Raw genomic sequence first — 16,905 nt, 5'->3', positions numbered from 1 at the left:
CTGTTCCGAAATTCTGTAACGTGTTCTAGTGTTCAAGGTCACACTACGTTCAGGAGAGGAGGTGACCGTGAGCACGAGCACTGCCCGATCCGCCGACGACTCCGATCACTCGTCCGAAGTCGCCCGGCCCACTGACTCCCGACGCGATCCGGAGGTACTGCGAGACGCGCTGCAACGCCGGCTCGCCGCCCAATTGCCCGCCGACGCCGCACCCGAGGTCACGCACGTCCACCTCCCCGATGCCAACGGCATGTCGAGCGAGACCATCCTGTTCGACGCCACCTGGTCGGGCGAGATTCACCCTCTGGTCGCGCGGGTCGCGCCGGCCGACACGACGATGCCCGTCTTCCCGGAGTACGACCTCGACGGACAGTTCCAGGTGATGGCGCAGGTCCGGGAGCACTCCGCCGTCCCGGTCCCGGTCGTCTACTGGTCCGAATCCGATCCAGGTCCGCTGGGCGCCCCGTTCTTCGTCATGGCCCGCGTCTCCGGGCAGGTCCCGCCGGACGTGATGCCCTACAACTTCGGGTCGTGGGTGACGGAGGCGACCGAGGAGCAGCGCGCGCTGCTGCAGCACAGTGCGGTGAATGTGCTTGCGCAGCTCCACGACATCGACCGACCGTGGGAGCGGTTCGCGTTCCTGCGACTGCCCGGCTCCGGTCCCACCGTCACCGAGGCGCTCGCCGCGCACATCCGGCAGCAACGCGACTATTACGAATGGACGACGCTGTCCGGTCCCCGGTCCCCGCTGATCGAACGCGGCTTCGCGTGGATGGAGGAGAACCTCCCGGACGACCCCTCCCCCGCCGTGTTCTGCTGGGGCGACGCCCGGATCGGCAACATGATGTTCGAGGACTTCCGGCCCGTGGCCGTACTCGACTGGGAGATGGCCGCACTCGGGCCCCGCGAACTCGACCTGGGCTGGATGACGTACCTGCACCGGTTCTTCGAGGACATCGCCGCGTCGGCCGGACTCGACGGAATGCCGGACTTCCTGCGACTCGACGACCTCGCCGCCCTGTACGAGGAGCTGACGGGTCACACGCCCCGCGATCTCGAGTACTACACCGCCTACGCGGCGCTGCGGCAGGCCACCATCATGCTGCGGATCCAGGAGCGCGCCATCCACTTCGGGCAGGCCGTCGCTCCGGAGGATCCGGACGACATGATCATGCACCGCGCGTCGCTGGAGGCGATGCTCGACGGCACGTACTGGGAGAAGATCCGATGACCGCCGACTACGCGGGAAATCCGCTGTCCCCGATGGATGACTACCCCATCCATCAGGTGGCCGAACCCATCCGGCGCGTCGCCACGTCCGACCGCAACTTCTACGACCGCTACTACTTCAACTGCTATCCCTCGGCCGAGTCCGACCTCTTCCTCATCATCGGTCTCGGTCAGTACCCCAATCTCGGCGTGACGGACGCGTTCGCGGTGCTCCGCCGCGGCGACGACCACATCGTCGTCCGCGGGTCGGCGGCGCTGGGACATGACCGCTCCGTCAGCACCGTCGGGCCGTTCCGCGTCGAGGTCCTCGAGGGTCTGCAACGCTTGCGGGTGGTGCTCGCGCCCGGCGACTACGACCTCTCCTTCGACCTCACCTTCGACGGCGCGATCCCCGCGACGTTGGAGCCCCGCCACTTCCGCAGGCAACTCGAGCGCGTCACGTTCGATACGAGCCGATTCGTCCAGACCGGCACCTGGGCAGGCGAACTCACGATCGACGGGCAGAGCCGCCCCGTCACCCCCGACACCTGGCGCGGCAACCGCGACCGGTCGTGGGGAGTGCGCCCCGTCGGCGAGTCCGAGCCGCCCGGACGGCGCGCGGTCGACGGGATCCAGAACTTCTTCTGGATCTACTCGGTGATGCAGTTCGACGACTACTCCGTCTCCGTCGTCCTGCAGGAGGACGAACTCGGCAGGCGCATCGTCGAAGAAGCCGTCCGCATCTGGCCGGACGCCGACCGCGAACCCGAATGGCTGGGCCGACCCGAACACGAGTTGAAGTTCGAACCGGGGACACGCGACGTCACGGCGGCCTCGCTGAGTTTCCACCGCCCGACCGGCGAGGTCGTCACCGTCACCTGCGACCTGCTGGTTCCCAACTACATCGGTATCGGCACGGGGTACGGCCTCGAAGCCGACTGGCGTCACGGTATGTGGCAGGGCGAACTCGTGGTGCAGGGACTGCGCAAACGAGCGTCCGAGATCGAACCGGGACTCCGGATGTTCTGCCCCGTCGACAATCTCACCCGCTTCCGGCTCGAGGACGGCGGCGAGACCGTCGTCGGGACAGGGCTGTTCGAGGTCGCAGCGATCGGCCCACACGCACGGTACGGATTCGACAGTTTCACCGACACCGCCTCCTGACCGGGGGAACGACACGAGGAATGGACTCATGACCGACTACGACAAGCTCTACATCGGCGGCAAGTGGGTGGCCCCGGCCACCGATCAGGTGCTCGAAGTGTTCTCCCCGGCAACCGAGGAACGCGTCGGCAGCTGTCCCGTCGCGTCGCCGGCCGACATCGACGACGCCGTCGCCACGGCCAGGCGGGCATTCGACGAAGGTCCGTGGCCGCAGACCACTCCCGCCGAGCGCGGCGAGATCCTCGCGAAGGCGGCGAAACTCATCGAGGAGCGCGGCGACGCCCTCAACGCGCTGATCTCGTCCGAGATGGGTCAGCCGCCCGCGATGGTCGGGATGATGCAGCAGACGCCGTCGCTCGCGACCCTCAACTTCTACGCCGGTCTCGCGAACGAGTTCGAGTGGGAGCAGACCCGCACCGGCGCGTTCGGGCAGACGAAGGTGCTGCGGGAGCCCGTCGGTGTGGTGGCCGCGGTCCTCGCCTGGAACGTGCCACTGTTCCTCGCCGTCAACAAGCTGTCCCCGGCGCTGCTCGCGGGCTGCACCGTCCTGCTGAAGCCGGCACCCGAATCCCCGCTCTCCACGCACCTTCTCGCCGAGATCTTCGCGGAGGCGGGGGTTCCCGAGGGTGTCATCTCCGTCCTGCCCGGCGGCGCCGAGACCGGCGAATACCTGGTGTCGCATCCCGGGATCGACAAGATCACGTTCACCGGCAGCAGTCCCGTCGGCCGCAAGATCGGCGCCATCGCCGCACAGAACCTCAAGCGCTGCTCCCTCGAGCTGGGCGGCAAGTCGGCGGCCATCATCCTCGAGGACGCCGACCTCGCGTCCACGATGCCGATGCTGGTGATGTCCGGACTCATGAACACCGGGCAGGCATGCGTCGCGCAGACCCGGATCCTCGCCCCGCGCTCCCGCTACGACGAGGTGCTGGACGCCCTCGTGGCGGGTGCCGGATTCATGACCGTCGGCGATCCGTCCGACCCGGCCGCGCAACTCGGTCCGCTGATCTCCGAGAAGCAACGCGACCGCGTCGAGGGCTACATCGCCAAGGGCAAGGAACAGGGCGCCCGCGTGGTGCTCGGCGGCGGCCGTCCGGAAGGCCTCGACAAGGGCTGGTACGTGGAGCCGACCATCTTCGCGGACGTCGACAACTCGATGACGATCGCCCGCGAGGAGATCTTCGGACCCGTCCTGTCCGTGATCCCCTACGACTCCGAGGACGAGGCGATCAAGATCGCCAACGACTCCGACTACGGACTCGCCGGCTCGGTGTACACCACCGACATCGATCACGGTCTCGCCGTCGCGAAGCAGATCCGCACCGGCACCTACGCCATCAACTGGTACGCGTTCGACCCCGGCTCACCGTTCGGCGGCTACAAGGCCTCCGGCATCGGTCGCGAGAACGGACCGGAGGGGCTCGAAGCGTTCTGCGAGACCAAGTCCGTCCTCATGCCGCCCGGCTACAGCGGATAGGCGCTTCGCCGCCCGTGCGCCTTTCTGGTTGCTGCAGCTACCAGAAAGGCGCACAGGCGTTAGCGTGATCGGGTGACCGCATCGACCCCGGACACCACCCGCGACGCCGACGGTGAGAGTGCACTCACCGTCGTTCTCGCGTTCGGCGCGAACATTCTGATCGCACTGGCCAAGACCGTCGCCGCCGTGGTTACCGGCTCGGCGTCGATGGTGGCGGAGGCCGCCCACTCGTGGGCCGACTCGGGCAACGAGATCCTGCTCCTGATCGCCAATTCGCGGGCCAAGCGCACGCCGGACCGCATCCATCCGCTCGGGTACGGGCGCGAGGCCTACGTGTGGTCGATGTTCGCGGCGCTCGGGCTGTTCGCGCTGGGCGCGGGGGTGTCCGTCACGCACGGCATCCAGGAGCTCGTGCACGCCGAGCCGGCTACGAACTTCGCCGTCGCATACGTCGTGCTCGGTGTCTCGTTCGTGCTCGAGTCCATCTCCTTCCAGCAGGCGTACCGACAGTTGCGCGCCGAGGCCATCGCCATCGACCGCGACGTCCTGGCCCACGCACTCCGCACGTCCGATCCGACCACCCGGGCCGTGTTCGCGGAGGACGCCGCGGCGCTCATCGGTTTGGTCATCGCGTTCCTGGGCGTTCTGCTGCACCAGATCACGGGATCGGCGATCCCCGACGAAATTGGCTCCATCCTGGTCGGGATCCTGCTCGGCGTCATCGCGCTGATTCTGATCGACCGCAACCGGCGATTCCTGATCGGCGAGGAGGCATCCCCCGCCCTGCGCCAGGCCGGCATCGAGGCGCTCGAGGCGCTGCCCGAGGTCGACCGGGTGACGTTTCTGCGCATGGAGTACCTGGGACCACGACAGGCGTACCTGGTGGCGAGCGTCGACCTGGTCGGTGACTACGCGGAGTCCCGTGTCGCCCATACCCTCCGCGACCTCGAGGCCCGGCTCGAACGGAGCTCGCACGTGGTCCGCGCGATACTCACCCTGTCGACAGAGGACGAGCCGACGATCACCGTGTGAGATCGCCGGCTCGTCGCCGTTTCTGCGGTCTAGCTGCCGAACTGGATCCCGCCCAGAGGACCGCCGACGAGGACGATCTGCGGCATCGTGGTCTGGGGGTTGGCGACAGTGGTCAGCGACAGGCATTCGCCGAGGACCGCGTACGCGCCGTCGGGAAGTTCCGGCGTGGTGAACGTCTTGACCGCGTTGCCTGCGGCGTTCGCGACGACGCGCTCGATCGGGTTGGTGGCCCACGCGACGAATCCCGGTTCGAGGACGACGGTGGGATCGGCGAGGACGGCGGGCAGCTTGGTGGCGTCGAATGCCACGGCACCGCAGGATTGGGCGTCCAGCAGATTCAGGACGTTGGGGTTGGTGACGGTGATGTCGAGGGTGTTTCCGTCGACCGCGGTCACCACGGTGGGAGGCTGGACTTCCGGCGCTGCGGAAGCGGTCGCCGGCATGGTCATGGCTACGGTGGCGGCGGCAGCGGCAGCGAGTGCGGCACCTCCGGCGAGTCGTTTCATGCCCCTGCTGGTCCCTGTCTGCATCTGCAATCCTTTCGTCGGGTGCGAGCTTCGAGAATCGAGGCTTTACAAACCGAATGGTATGCGTTTACTGCAGAATCCTCCCCTGAAACGACGAATGTCACAGTGGTTCAGTCGGACTGAACCACTGTGACATTCGGTCACCGGGGAGGGACTAGCTCAGGCGCTGCTTCAGGGCCTCGAACTCGTCACGGATGCCGGAGGGAACCTTCTCGCCGAGGAACTCGAACCATTCCTCGATGAGCGGCAGCTCCTGCTTCCACTCGTCGACGTCGACCTTCAGCGCCTCGTCGACGTCGTCGGCGTCGACGTCCAGGCCGCCGAGCTCCAGATCCGCTGCGGTCGGAACGAATCCGATCGGGGTGGACTCTGCGCCGGCCTTGTGCTCGATGCGGTCGACGATCCACTTCAGCACGCGGGAGTTCTCGCCGAAACCGGGCCACAGGAAGCGGCCGTCGTCACCGCGACGGAACCAGTTGACGTAGAAGATCTTCGGCAGCTTCTCGGAATCCGCGTGCTTGCCGAGGTTGATCCAGTGGTTCAGGTAGTCGCCGGCGTTGTAGCCGATGAACGGGATCATGGCCATCGGGTCGCGGCGGACGGTGCCCACGGCACCCTCGGCGGCAGCGGTCTGCTCGGACGACAGCGTCGCACCGAGGAACGTGCCGTGCTGCCAGTCGAAGGACTCGCTGACCAGCGGAACCGTGGTCTTGCGGCGTCCACCGAACAGGATCGCGGAGATCGGAACACCCTGCGGGTCGTCCCACTCGGGCGCGAGGATCGGGCACTGCGACATCGGGGTGCAGTAGCGCGAGTTGGGGTGCGCGGCCTTCTCCCCCGACTCGGGCGTCCACTCGTTGCCCTTCCAGTCGGTGAGGTGCTGCGGGTCGCCTTCGAGACCCTCCCACCAGACGTCGCCGTCGTCGGTCTGCGCGACGTTCGTGTACAGCGAGTTGCCGGCCTCGAGCGTCTTCATCGCGTTCGGATTCGACCCGTAGTTGGTGCCCGGCGCGACGCCGAAGAAGCCGTACTCCGGGTTGACGGCGTACAGGCGGCCGTCCTCACCGAAGCGCATCCACGCGATGTCGTCGCCGAGGGTCTCGGCGCGCCATCCGGGGATGGTCGGCTGGATCATCGCGAGGTTGGTCTTGCCGCAGGCGCTCGGGAACGCGGCCGCAATGTAGTACGGCTTGTCCTCCGGGGAGATCAGCTTGAGGATCAGCATGTGCTCGGCCAGCCAGCCCTCGTCGTGGGCCATCGCCGACGCGATGCGCAGCGAGTAGCACTTCTTACCGAGCAGCGCGTTTCCGCCGTAGCCGGACCCGTAGCTCCAGATCTCGCGATCCTCGGGGAAGTGGGTGATGTACTTGGTATCGTTGCACGGCCACGGAACGTCGGCCTGGCCCTCTTCGAGAGGTGCGCCGACCGAGTGCAGCGCCTTCACGAACGGCTTGTCGGTGCCGAGCTTCTCCATCGCGGCGGTACCCATGCGCGTCATGATGCGCATCGAGACGACGACGTACTCGGAGTCGGTGATCTCGACACCCAGCTTCGGGTCGTCGGCACCGAGGGGACCCATGCAGAACGGCACCACGTACATGGTGCGTCCGCGCATGCTGCCGCGGTAGAGGTCGGTCATGAGCGACCGCATCTCGGTCGGGTCCATCCAGTTGTTGGTGGGCCCGGCGTCGATCTCCTCTCGCGAGCAGATGTAGGTGCGGGACTCGACGCGTGCGACGTCCGACGGGTCGGAGTTGCCGACGAACGAATTCGGCTTCTTCTCGTCGTTGAGTCGCGTGAACGTGCCGGCCTCGACGAGCTGCTCGGTCAGTCGATCCCATTCGGCGTCCGAGCCGTCGGCGAAGACGACGCGGTCGGGCTGAGTGAGTTCGGCAACCTCTCGAACCCAGGCGAGCAGCTCACTGTGCTCCGTGGGGGGCGTGCCGTCAGTTCCGTTCAGACCGGGAATGGTCGCTGAGGTCATCAAACTCTCCTGGGGTGAGCCGGAACCGGACCATCTGCCGTCCGCTGAGAGAACCTCGCAGCGAGTGCCAGACGGTCCGATTTCCCCTCTCGGCGGGGTCCAGCCAGGCCGTCCATGCCACATGGAAGACGCGGGCGCCGGGTGTCCTATCCCTAGAGGTTAACGCCGCGAGTCCCGTCTCGGGGAATCGGGTGCGGTTGGAATGGTCACAGAAACGATTCAGTAGAGCTACCAGGGGCCTTTCCCGCGTCTGCAGTGCGGATTTCGGAGGTGTTCAGCCGTTACCGAGAGTCCCACCATCGGTCTGCTGCCAGTGCACGACGCCGTCGCCGTCGCGGCGAAACTCCCAAGACGCGTACGCGCCGTCCTCGTGGATCATCGTCAGATGGTCTGCGTCGCCGTCCGAGTCGAGGTCGGAGGCGATGACGACGGCGTCGCCCGCGTCGAAGGTCTGGGTGTCGAGGACGCCGTCTCCGTCGATGTCGTGGGTGGGACCGGTGAGCGCGACCGCCCCGGAATCGGGACCGAAAGTGTCCGTATCGAGGTTCGGCACGTCCGGGACCAGAAAACTCTCAGTCGTCGCCACCGCGGTCTCCCTTCGCATTTCGGACCAGTTTCCCGCACAAATCAAGACATATCAAGATAATTCAACACGATTCCACACAAAAGCGGGCGAACCTCGGTCAGGCATCTATGTATTCAGACGTTCGGTGCGGCGATTCGGTTCCCCCGGCTGCCGGCGGACCTCCTGCAGACCCCGATCGACGGCCCCGACGTCGCGTTCGCAGGACGACAGCTGCCCGTTGCGTCTCGCGGCCAGGCGGCGGAGTTCGCCGTCGATCTGCGCGACCCGCTCCTCCACGTCCCGGGCGCACACCCGGCTCTCGGCGATGATCGCCTCACTCACCTGAGCCTCGGCCGCCAGCAGCCGGCCGAGGACGAACTGCTCCCACTGGGACCGCACGTGCACCAACGCGTCGGCGGCCCACTGCCGCACGTGAGCGCGTTCGGCGACGTGCCCGCGCGCCCGCGTCAGCCACCACGCCGCCACGGCTCCCAGCGCGAGGGTGAGCGGGATGGTCGCGATGTCGAGCGCCGGCACCATCGACAGCGGCGAGACCACCAGCCTGCCCAGACCGAGCCCGGCGGACGCACCGATCAGGATCGTCATCCGGTCTTCGAGTCCGCGGTGTCGCGGTTCGAGACCGTCCGGCGCAACCGGCTCCGGCAGCGGAACGTCGCTTTCGGGCGCGGCCACGGTGACGCCGACCCGCGACCGTAGGTCGTCGAGGCGCGCGGTGACCGCGGCATCGACCGCACCACTTCTCTCGCGCACTATCTCGGCGAGCCGGTCGGGGTAACCCTCGAGCGTCCCGCGGCCGGCGCGGTCGATCTCGGCGCGTGCGGTCGTGCCGGCCGCGCGACACTGGGCGGCCACCTCGTGCATCAACTCGACCTTCGCGAGCTGGACCTGACCGCGGAGCTGCGCGACCCGTTCGGTGCGCCTGCCGTCCCGCAGCGTCAGCGCGCGAACCCGCTCGGCGCGCAGTTCGGCGCCGGGTTCGGTCTCCCGCACGGACCGGGCGGTGGCCACGATCATCCGCCGGGTCTGCTCGAGCACGGTCTCGGTGGCGGAGCGCGGGTCGGGGGTGTGGGCGCGGGCGGCGCGCAGGAGTGCCGCGAGCAGCGCCTCGGCCCCGGAGTCACCCGCCGCCACCGGGTGGATCTCCACGTCGGCGAATCGCGCCGAGTGCCGGGCGAGCAGGGCCCGGTCGCGTTCGCTCACACCTGCCCAGTTCCGGTGGACATCGGTCTTGGTGAGCGCGAAGACCACGGGACGGGCCGGTCGCGCGACGACGTCGAGAACGGACAGCTCCTCCCGTCCGAGTGGTGCCGCGGCATCGAGCACCATCAGGATCACTCGGGCGTCGACCGGGTCCTCCACGAACGCGAGCGCGGATGCGTCCAGTGCGCGGAGCCCGCCGACGAGCGTGGACTTCCCGGCGCGCCGCGGCCCCGCCACGAAGACACCGGGCTGCGGGGCTTCACCGGACTTCAGGCGGGCGACGCCGTCCGGGTTCCATCGCGTCACCACGTCGACGGTTTCGGCGGGCAGATCCGACAGCTGTTGCGTCGTCACGTTCCGGGGCTGCCGCTCAGCTGCTGCCAGATGCGAACGTAGTGACGCCGGACGTCGACGACCGCCCGGCGGCGGCGGGCCGTCGGTTGCCGGGCGAGTTGCGCCCTCCACCAGTCCGCGCACCGGGCGGCGTCCGCGGCGCTGCGCGGTGGCTCCGGCGCCTCCGCGGCGCAGTCGTCGAGATGAAGCCGGGCCGCGGCGGCGGCGAGCGCGACGGCATGGTCGCCGGCGAGGTACCGCTCCAGCGCGTCGCGGGACGCGGGGCTGCGCGCCGCCTGCGACCGCAGCGCGTTCAGCAGGGTCTCGCCGCGGCGCGCCCGGGTGCGTGCGACCCGGTCGGTGACGGCAGCCGACACCGCGTCGATTCCGGACTCCGGTGACGTTCCTGCGAGCGTTCCGATGAGGGGCAGAGTCGGGAGGCCGCCTTCGTCCGAGCACTCGGCGGCACGCGCGGTCGCCGTCGCCCAGGCGTCGGCCGCCGCGCGCGACGCGCCCAACGTGTCGGATTTGTTGAGGACGAACAGTGCCTGCGCCGGGTCCAGCGTCCGCACGGCGTCCCGATCGGCGTCGCGCACCGACTCGACGAGGACGTAGACCACGACGTCGCCGTCCAGCGTGGGGTCGGGTGCGCCGGGCACGTCGACGGCGTCCGCTTCCTCCACGACGGCGCCGGCGATCCCGTTCGCGGTCAGCGCCGCGGCGACGGTCGACCTGCCCACACCCGCTCGACCCGCGGTCTGGACCCGGATCGGCGCCCGAAACGCGGCCACGGCGTCGCGCACACGGTCACCGGAAACCCCGTCCAGTGCCGCCACAAGTTCGGCGAGATCCGCCAGTTCCCCGCCCCCGGCATCTGCAGTGCCCATGACGCAGTCACCCCCTTCGTCCCGCGCCGATTCTGTCAGACCGACCCCGAATCGGCGTGGGCAACCGTGCAGGCTGGGCACCGGATTACCGAAAAAGTCTCAAGGTGAACTTCAGACCCGTATGCCAGAAACGCCCCTCATGCGTGACAATGGTCCGGTGAACCACGCTGATCAGGATGCACCCGCCGTCCCCGAGGAGGGGCAGACGAAGGACTCGAAGGGGTCCCGTCTCCACCCGAGGGTGACAAGTTTCCGCTCGCGCAGGGGCGCTCTGACCGTTGCGCAGCAGGAGTCGTGGGACCGGCAATGGCCCCGGATCGGCGCGGACGTCTCGGACCATCTCCTGGATGCGCCGTCGTGGTTCGGCCGTGACGCCCCTCTGATCCTCGAGATCGGCTCGGGAACGGGCACCGCCACCGCGGCGATGGCGAAGGCCGAACCGCACGTGAACCTCATGGCCGTCGAGGTCTACCGGCCCGGGCTCGCACAGTTGCTTCAACAGATCGAACGGGACGAAATCCCGAACATCCGGGTCCTGCGCGGCGACGCCATGGATGTCCTGGAGAACATGATCGAACCGGAATCGCTCACCGGAGTCCGTGTCTTCTTCCCGGACCCGTGGCCGAAGGCCCGCCATCACAAGCGGCGCCTACTGCAGTCCCCCACTTTCGCCCTGATCGCGAGCCGCCTGAAGGCCGGTGGTGTGTTGCATGTCGCAACAGATCACGCGGAGTACGCCGAGGCCATCGCCGAGGCAGGCAACGCGGAACCCCTCCTGACCTCCCTCGACTGGGAATCGCCGATGACGCACGAGCGCCCGGTGACGAAGTTCGAGGACAAGGCCCACCAGGTCGGCAGTGCGATCACCGAGTTGATTTGGGGGAAGATCAGGTCATGAGCGTCAGCGAGCAGTACTCCGACATAGCCGGTGCGGTCCCGGCAGGCACCGCGGTGTCGTCAGGATCTCCCGTGGTGGGTGCACGTGACGGACGCCACCAGAAGCGGGTCCTTCTCGTCTGGGACGCGCCCAACCTCGACATGGGTCTCGGCGCCATCCTCGGCGGCCGGCCCACGGCTGCCTACCGGCCACGATTCGACGCACTCGGCCGCTGGCTGCTCTCCCGGACCTCGGAACTGTCCGCGTCCGGCACCGACACACTCGAACCCGAGGCGACGGTCTTCACCAACATCGCGGCTGGCAGCGCCGATGTCGTGAGACCGTGGGTCGAAGCCTTGCGTAATGTGGGCTTCGCGGTGTTCGCCAAGCCGAAGATCGATGAGGACAGCGACGTCGATTCCGACATGCTGGACCACATCGCCCTTCGTCACGGCGAGGGGCTGGCCGGTGTCATGGTCGCCTCCGCCGACGGTCAAGCGTTTCGCGAACCGTTGGAGGACATCGCCGCGACCGGCATTCCGGTCCAGATACTCGGGTTCCGCGAGCACGCCAGCTGGGCGGTCGCGTCCGACCTTCTGGACTTCGTCGATCTCGAGGACATCCCCGGCGTGTTCCGGGAGCCACTCCCTCGGGTCAGCCTCGACACACTGCCCGACGAGGGTGCCTGGTTGCAGCCGTTCCGACCGCTTTCCGCCCTGCTCGTCGGGCGGAAGAGTGCTGCCGAGTAGGAGTTGATCAGTGTTCGCGAGCTGGGGAAGCGTCGTCTACCGGGCCCGATTCACCGTCATCGGCATCATGGTTGCCTTGTTGCTCGGTTCGGCCGCGTACGGCCTGGGCCTCGAGAAGCATCTCAGCCAGAGCGGCTGGGACGATCCGGGCTCGGAGTCGGTCGCCGCGGCCAAGCTGGCTGACGGCACCTTCGGTCGCGACACCAACAGCGACGTCGTGGCGCTCTACACCGCGCCCGAGGGCAAGACGATCGAGGACCCCGAGTTCCAGGCGAAGGTCGTCGAGAACCTCGAGCGGCTGGCCGCGGAACACCCGGACAAGATCCTCAAGATCAACGGCGGTTACTTCAAGGTCGGCAACGCACCACAGTTGGCGTCCGCCGCGGACGCCGACAAGCAGCACGCGATCGAGAGCATCGCGATCGTCGGCGACAACGACACCGAGGTCACTGCCAATTTCCGCGACGTCAAGGACGAGTTCTACATCGACGGCGTCGACGTGCAGCTCGCCGGCCTCCAGCCCGTGTCGGGTGCGCTCAACGACACGATGGCCAAGGACATCAGGCGAATGGAGATCCTCGCGATCCCGGCCGTCGGCATCCTGCTGTTCTTCGTGTTCGGTGGTGTCGTCGCGGCGGCGCTGCCGCTGATCATCGGCGGCCTGACCGTGGTCGGGGCCAACGGCGTCGTCCGGCTGATCACCAACTTCACCGAGGTCAACTCGTTCGTCGCGCCCGTGGTCTCCCTCGTGGGGCTCGGTCTGGCCATCGACTACGGGTTGTTCATCGTCAGCCGGTTCCGAGAAGAGATGGCGGAGGGGTACGACACCCGCTCCGCCGTCCGCCGAACGGTGATGACCTCGGGCCGCACCGTGGTCTTCTCGGCGACGATGATCGTCGCCAGCCTCGGCGGTCTGCTGCTGTTCCCACAGGGCTTCCTGAAGTCCGTCGCCTACGGCGCCATCGCCACGGTCGGCCTGGCGGCGCTGACGTCGATCACGATCCTGCCCGCGATCCTCGGCATCCTCGGCAAGCGCATCGACGCCCTCAGCCTCGACCGTTTCCGTCAGACCAAGAACACCGAAGAGATCGAGGCGAGCATCTGGGGCCGGCTCACCCGCTGGGTGATGCGTAACCCGCTCAAAGTCACCATCCCCATCGTCGTGGGGTTGCTCCTGCTGATCGTGCCCCTCACAGGCATCAAGTTCGGTGGCATCAACGAGACCTACCTTCCCCCGGACAGCTCGACGCGAGCCGCGCAGGAACAGTTCGACGAGATCTTCCCGAACCTGCGCACCGAACCGGTCAAGCTGGTTGTGTCCGACGCCGACAACAAGGCGCTCGGCCAGATCATCAAAGAAGCCAGCGGCGCGCCGGGGCTGATCGAGCGATTCACCCCGGAGGGTGCGGCCAAGGACGGTGTGGTCGTCCTCAAGGCGGGCCTCGTCGACCGCAACGAGTCCAAGCCGACCATCGACTATCTGCGCGCCATGGACAGTCCGGACGGCGTGCAGGTGCTGGTGGGCGGTACCCCGGCGATCGAGCAGGACAGTATCGCCGCGCTGCTCGACCACCTGCCCACGATGGTGATCTCCGTCCTCGTCCTGACGACGCTGCTGATGTTCCTGACGTTCGGCTCGCTGGTGCTACCGATCAAGGCGGCGTTGATGAGCGCGCTGGGCCTCGGGTCCACGCTCGGCATCCTGACGTGGATCTTCATCGACGGTCACGGTTCGGAGTGGTTGAACTTCACCCCCGGCCCGATCATGTCGCCGGTGCTGGTGCTGATCATCGCGATCGTGTACGGCCTGTCCACCGACTACGAAGTGTTCCTGCTCTCGCGCATGGTCGAGGCGCGGGCGCAGGGGGCCAGTACGACGGAGTCGATCCGCATCGGCACGGCGCACACGGGCCGCATCATCACCGCGGCCGCACTCATCCTCATCGTCGTCACCGGTGCGTTCGGGTTCTCGGAACTGGTGATGATGAAGTACATCTCCTACGGCATGATCGCCGCGCTGATCATCGACGCGACCCTCATCCGTATGTTCCTCGTGCCGGCCACGATGAAACTCCTCGGCGACGACTGCTGGTGGGCGCCGGCGTGGATGAAGCGAATCCAGGAGAAGACGGGTCTCGGTGAGCCCATCCTCGACAACGAGCTGATGCCCACCGACGTCCCGGAGCTCACCCCGATCGGTGCCGTCCCGCCGCAGCGCAAGCTCGCGGCGCCGCCCGCACCCCGCAAACCGGAACCGCTCACCGAGCCGATCCCGTTGGTCACCGCGCGGGCGCTGGCCGCGAAGATGTCCGAGGACGACGCGAAGGCACGCCGGGCGCAGAACGAGGCCCGCCGCTCGGCGACCGGCCGCCCCGCTCGGGCACCGGAGGAGATCGAGGACACGCCGACCGCGGAACCGCAGACCACGGTGCTGCCGCAGGCTGCTCCGCCGCGTCCGGCCCCGACGCAGTCGCGCCCCGCACCCCCGTCGCGGCCCGCGCCGCAGTCGCGTCCTGCTCCGCGGCCCCGTCCGGCGGCCCCCGCCCCGGCCCCGGGTCCGGCCACCGAGTCACGTCCGATCGAGAGTTGGCTCGCGGACCTCCGGTCCACGTCGGCCGCCGAACCGCGGCCGATCTCCTCGCCCGCCGAACCGCGACCCAGTGCGTCGGCGCCGTCACTGCCGACCCGCTCGCCGCGCTCGGTGCCTGCACCGTACGAGCAGGAGACCCCCCAGTCGTCTCCTGCCCGCCCGGTGCCGCCGATTCCGTCGAGGCGTCGTGCCGCCGAGCCTTCGGAACCCGTGAACGGCGGCAGGCGCAGCAACGGCTCGCCTGCGCACGGAACCCCGTCCAACGGCGCCCCTGCCAATGGAACGCCGGCCAACGGCTCGCGCCGCCGCAGCGTCGAGGAGCCGCCCGTCGATCCGGACGACGCCGCGAGCGGCAGGCACCGCGCGGACGACGGCAACGCCGTCAGCGTCAGCGAACTCATCGCTCGGCAGAACCGGCGCTGACGGAGCCGTTCGGCGTTCCCCGTCCGGCCTCCCGCTCCGCGAATTCACGCGCGTAGCGGGTGCCGGCGAGGAGCAACAGCAGGCCGACCACGAGGAACGCGAGGACGCGGAACAGGCCGTCGAGGGTGGCCAGGTCGAACAGGAACAGTTTGGCCAGCGCCGCAGCGGTCAGTCCGAGCCCGACGCCGAGTGCCGTGTGCGCGTAGTCGCGGCGGGCCAGTCCGAACACCAGTGCCGCCGTCGCCGCCGCCATCCACGCGATGGTCGCGGCGCAATGTCCGGCGATGAATCCTGCGGACGTCCCGGTGAGCGCCGTGCCCGCGGACACCGTCGCAGTGGTGACGGCGTACAGGATCACCAGTCCGGCGAGCACCCACCACGGCTGGGCGGTGCTGTCGCTCAACAGTTTCAGCGTGTGCGCGTACCAGACGAACAGGAACACGGTTCCCGCCAGCACCAGCGAGGACAGCACCGTGGTCACCCCGAGCGAGTCGAGCGCACTGTACTCGTCGACGAGGACGAACGGCGGCGCGGTGATCACGAAGGCGAATCCGCCGACGACGGTGAAGACTGCGCCGACGGCGTACGCGATCCGCGACTCCGCCTGCCCGCCGATGGTGAGGAACAGTGCCGCCACCCCGAGCAGGACGAGCGGCGCGAGGTCTTCGCTCGATCCGATGAGGCAGGCCTCGAGCAGAGCTAGGGTACCCACGCCCGCGAGCGCGATCCGTGCGTGTCGCGGCAACGACCGCGCCGCCGCGAACGCGGCGAACATCGCTGCGGCCAGTACCAGCGCGATCACCGTGGACCCGAGCCGGTCGAAGAGGTGGCCGATCACCAGCGTCGGGACGGCCGTCGTGACGATCATCGCGGTCGCGGTGACGTCACGAGAATTGCTGCGCAACAGGATGATCGACGATACGAGCCCGAACAGGGCGACCAGTGCGGCGGACGCGAGCAGCCAGAATCTCTCCGGCCGGTCGGACAGTCCGGAACTCGCGATCGCGATCAGCAACGCGATCACCACCGGGCACGTCCGCGCGACCGCCAGGTACAGCCAGTCGCGACCGAGTTGCGCGGGGAAGCTGGCGACCTGGATGACGAACAGGAACCCGATGAGGGTGAGCGTGATGCCGTCGGTGAGGACGGGTGCGAGCACGGCAGCGCCGGTCACCACGAGCAGCGCGAGGGGCTGCGAACCCCACCGCACCGCGAGTGCGACACCGGCTCCCGCGATCCCGAGTGCCACGACCATCGCGAGCACCGGCAGCAACCAGTGATAGACGACCGCGACGGCCACGACGTCGAGGTAGGCGCCGGCGATACCCGTTGCTGCGAGCGCAATCGCGCCGACCCGGCCGCCGGGCCGTCCGAAGACACGGGCACCGGTGTAGACGAGACCGGCCGAGAACAACCCGCCCGCCGCGACGCGCAGTTCCGGACCGAAGAAGCCGGCCTGCGCCGCCAGCACGAGCAGCATCACGACACCGATCAGAGTGACGGCGACACCCGCGACGGCCAGCACGCGGCTGATCACCCCGTCGCGCTGCCACCAGGGTTCGCGAGCCGCCCGGGGCGGTGGCGGCGGAGCGGGACGGTACGGGACGGCCGGTACGGGTGGCGGCGGCTGGGCGACCTGGGGTGCCTGCGGCACCGGTGGTCGGTACATCGGCTGCGGCGCCGGCTGCGGTTGGGGCTGGGGCTGCGGTTGGGGCCTCTGGATGGTTGCGAGCTGAGCCTGCAGGACCGCGAGGTTCTCACCCACGTGGCGCATCTGCTGCCCGAGCGCCGAGAAGTCGCCGGAAAGCTGCGCGACCAGCCGCGGGTCTATCGAAGGAGTACCAGGTGTGGACATGGATCAATCGTC

13 protein-coding genes are annotated in these 16,905 nt (G+C 68.4%); 7 read left to right on the top strand and 6 right to left on the bottom strand.

What is annotated here, in order from left to right; genetic code table 11:
* The first annotated feature begins 61 nt into the window (after positions 1–61).
* The 4 genes from QM841_RS03145 (at position 62) to QM841_RS03130 (ending at position 4,882) form a co-directional block, all read left to right on the top strand.
* Positions 62–1,231, top strand: a complete 1,170-nt coding sequence (locus QM841_RS03145; protein ID WP_283330878.1) for a phosphotransferase family protein — start codon at positions 62–64, stop codon at positions 1,229–1,231.
* Positions 1,228–2,373 (top strand): Rv3169 family protein, encoded by a 1,146-nt coding sequence (locus QM841_RS03140; protein ID WP_283330877.1) that lies wholly within the window; start codon positions 1,228–1,230, stop codon positions 2,371–2,373. Before QM841_RS03145 ends, QM841_RS03140 begins: the two co-directional genes overlap by 4 nt.
* Positions 2,374–2,401: 28 nt before the next feature.
* Complete coding sequence (locus tag QM841_RS03135) at positions 2,402–3,850, top strand: aldehyde dehydrogenase (RefSeq protein WP_061042465.1); 1,449 nt, start codon at positions 2,402–2,404, stop codon at positions 3,848–3,850.
* Positions 3,851–3,922: 72 nt separating this feature from the next.
* Positions 3,923–4,882, top strand: coding sequence for a cation diffusion facilitator family transporter (locus tag QM841_RS03130; RefSeq protein WP_283330876.1), 960 nt, complete (start codon positions 3,923–3,925; stop codon positions 4,880–4,882).
* A 29-nt stretch (positions 4,883–4,911) separates the two neighbouring features.
* Here the strand turns inward: QM841_RS03130 and QM841_RS03125 are convergent, their stop codons facing one another.
* From QM841_RS03125 to QM841_RS03105, 5 genes are all read right to left on the bottom strand, one after another.
* The gene (locus tag QM841_RS03125) at positions 4,912–5,412 is read right to left on the bottom strand and encodes a hypothetical protein (RefSeq protein WP_283330875.1); all 501 of its coding nucleotides are present in this window, start codon (positions 5,410–5,412) and stop codon (positions 4,912–4,914) included.
* A gap of 151 nt (positions 5,413–5,563) precedes the next feature.
* Entirely contained in the window at positions 5,564–7,393 is a 1,830-nt protein-coding gene (locus QM841_RS03120; RefSeq protein WP_009478209.1) for a phosphoenolpyruvate carboxykinase (GTP), read from the bottom strand.
* Positions 7,394–7,667: 274 nt separating this feature from the next.
* Entirely contained in the window at positions 7,668–7,979 is a 312-nt protein-coding gene (locus QM841_RS03115) for a DUF6802 family protein (protein ID WP_283330874.1), read from the bottom strand.
* A 105-nt stretch (positions 7,980–8,084) separates the two neighbouring features.
* Entirely contained in the window at positions 8,085–9,533 is a 1,449-nt protein-coding gene (locus QM841_RS03110; protein WP_283330873.1) for a GTPase Era family protein, read from the bottom strand.
* A complete protein-coding gene (locus QM841_RS03105) occupies positions 9,530–10,399 on the bottom strand; it encodes a hypothetical protein (protein WP_283330872.1) in 870 nt (289 codons plus the stop codon). Before QM841_RS03105 ends, QM841_RS03110 begins: the two co-directional genes overlap by 4 nt.
* Before the next feature lie 121 nt (positions 10,400–10,520).
* Between QM841_RS03105 and trmB the strand changes: the two genes are divergently transcribed.
* The 3 genes from trmB to QM841_RS03090 are packed head-to-tail and all read left to right on the top strand — an operon-like array spanning position 10,521 to position 15,038.
* Positions 10,521–11,297 (top strand): tRNA (guanosine(46)-N7)-methyltransferase TrmB, encoded by a 777-nt coding sequence (trmB, locus tag QM841_RS03100; RefSeq protein ID WP_283330871.1) that lies wholly within the window; start codon positions 10,521–10,523, stop codon positions 11,295–11,297.
* The gene (locus tag QM841_RS03095) at positions 11,294–12,025 is read left to right on the top strand and encodes an NYN domain-containing protein (RefSeq protein WP_283330870.1); all 732 of its coding nucleotides are present in this window, start codon (positions 11,294–11,296) and stop codon (positions 12,023–12,025) included. The genes trmB and QM841_RS03095 overlap by 4 nt, the downstream gene beginning before the upstream one ends.
* A gap of 10 nt (positions 12,026–12,035) precedes the next feature.
* Positions 12,036–15,038, top strand: coding sequence for an MMPL family transporter (locus tag QM841_RS03090; protein ID WP_283330869.1), 3,003 nt, complete (start codon positions 12,036–12,038; stop codon positions 15,036–15,038).
* On the opposite strand, the gene QM841_RS03085 is transcribed toward QM841_RS03090, so the two are convergent.
* Positions 15,013–16,893, bottom strand: coding sequence for a DUF2339 domain-containing protein (locus tag QM841_RS03085; protein ID WP_283330868.1), 1,881 nt, complete (start codon positions 16,891–16,893; stop codon positions 15,013–15,015). The genes QM841_RS03090 and QM841_RS03085 overlap by 26 nt on opposite strands.
* Positions 16,894–16,905 lie beyond the last annotated feature (12 nt).

The sequence above is a fragment of the Rhodococcus sp. IEGM 1307 genome, assembly GCF_030056915.1.
Taxonomy (GTDB): Bacteria; Actinomycetota; Actinomycetes; order Mycobacteriales; family Mycobacteriaceae; genus Rhodococcus_F; species Rhodococcus_F opacus_D.
Note: the sequence above shows the minus strand (reverse complement) of the source record. Positions and strands in the feature narration are given on the sequence as shown.

Coding starts and splice junctions, on each gene's coding strand:
- QM841_RS03120 (WP_009478209.1), bottom strand. CDS start 7,393: ATGACCTCAGCGACCATTCCCGGTCTGAACGGAACTGACGGCACGCCC.
- QM841_RS03140 (WP_283330877.1), top strand. CDS start 1,228: ATGACCGCCGACTACGCGGGAAATCCGCTGTCCCCGATGGATGACTAC.
- QM841_RS03105 (WP_283330872.1), bottom strand. CDS start 10,399: ATGGGCACTGCAGATGCCGGGGGCGGGGAACTGGCGGATCTCGCCGAA.
- QM841_RS03095 (WP_283330870.1), top strand. CDS start 11,294: ATGAGCGTCAGCGAGCAGTACTCCGACATAGCCGGTGCGGTCCCGGCA.
- trmB (WP_283330871.1), top strand. CDS start 10,521: ATGCCAGAAACGCCCCTCATGCGTGACAATGGTCCGGTGAACCACGCT.
- QM841_RS03135 (WP_061042465.1), top strand. CDS start 2,402: ATGACCGACTACGACAAGCTCTACATCGGCGGCAAGTGGGTGGCCCCG.
- QM841_RS03085 (WP_283330868.1), bottom strand. CDS start 16,893: ATGTCCACACCTGGTACTCCTTCGATAGACCCGCGGCTGGTCGCGCAG.
- QM841_RS03125 (WP_283330875.1), bottom strand. CDS start 5,412: ATGCAGACAGGGACCAGCAGGGGCATGAAACGACTCGCCGGAGGTGCC.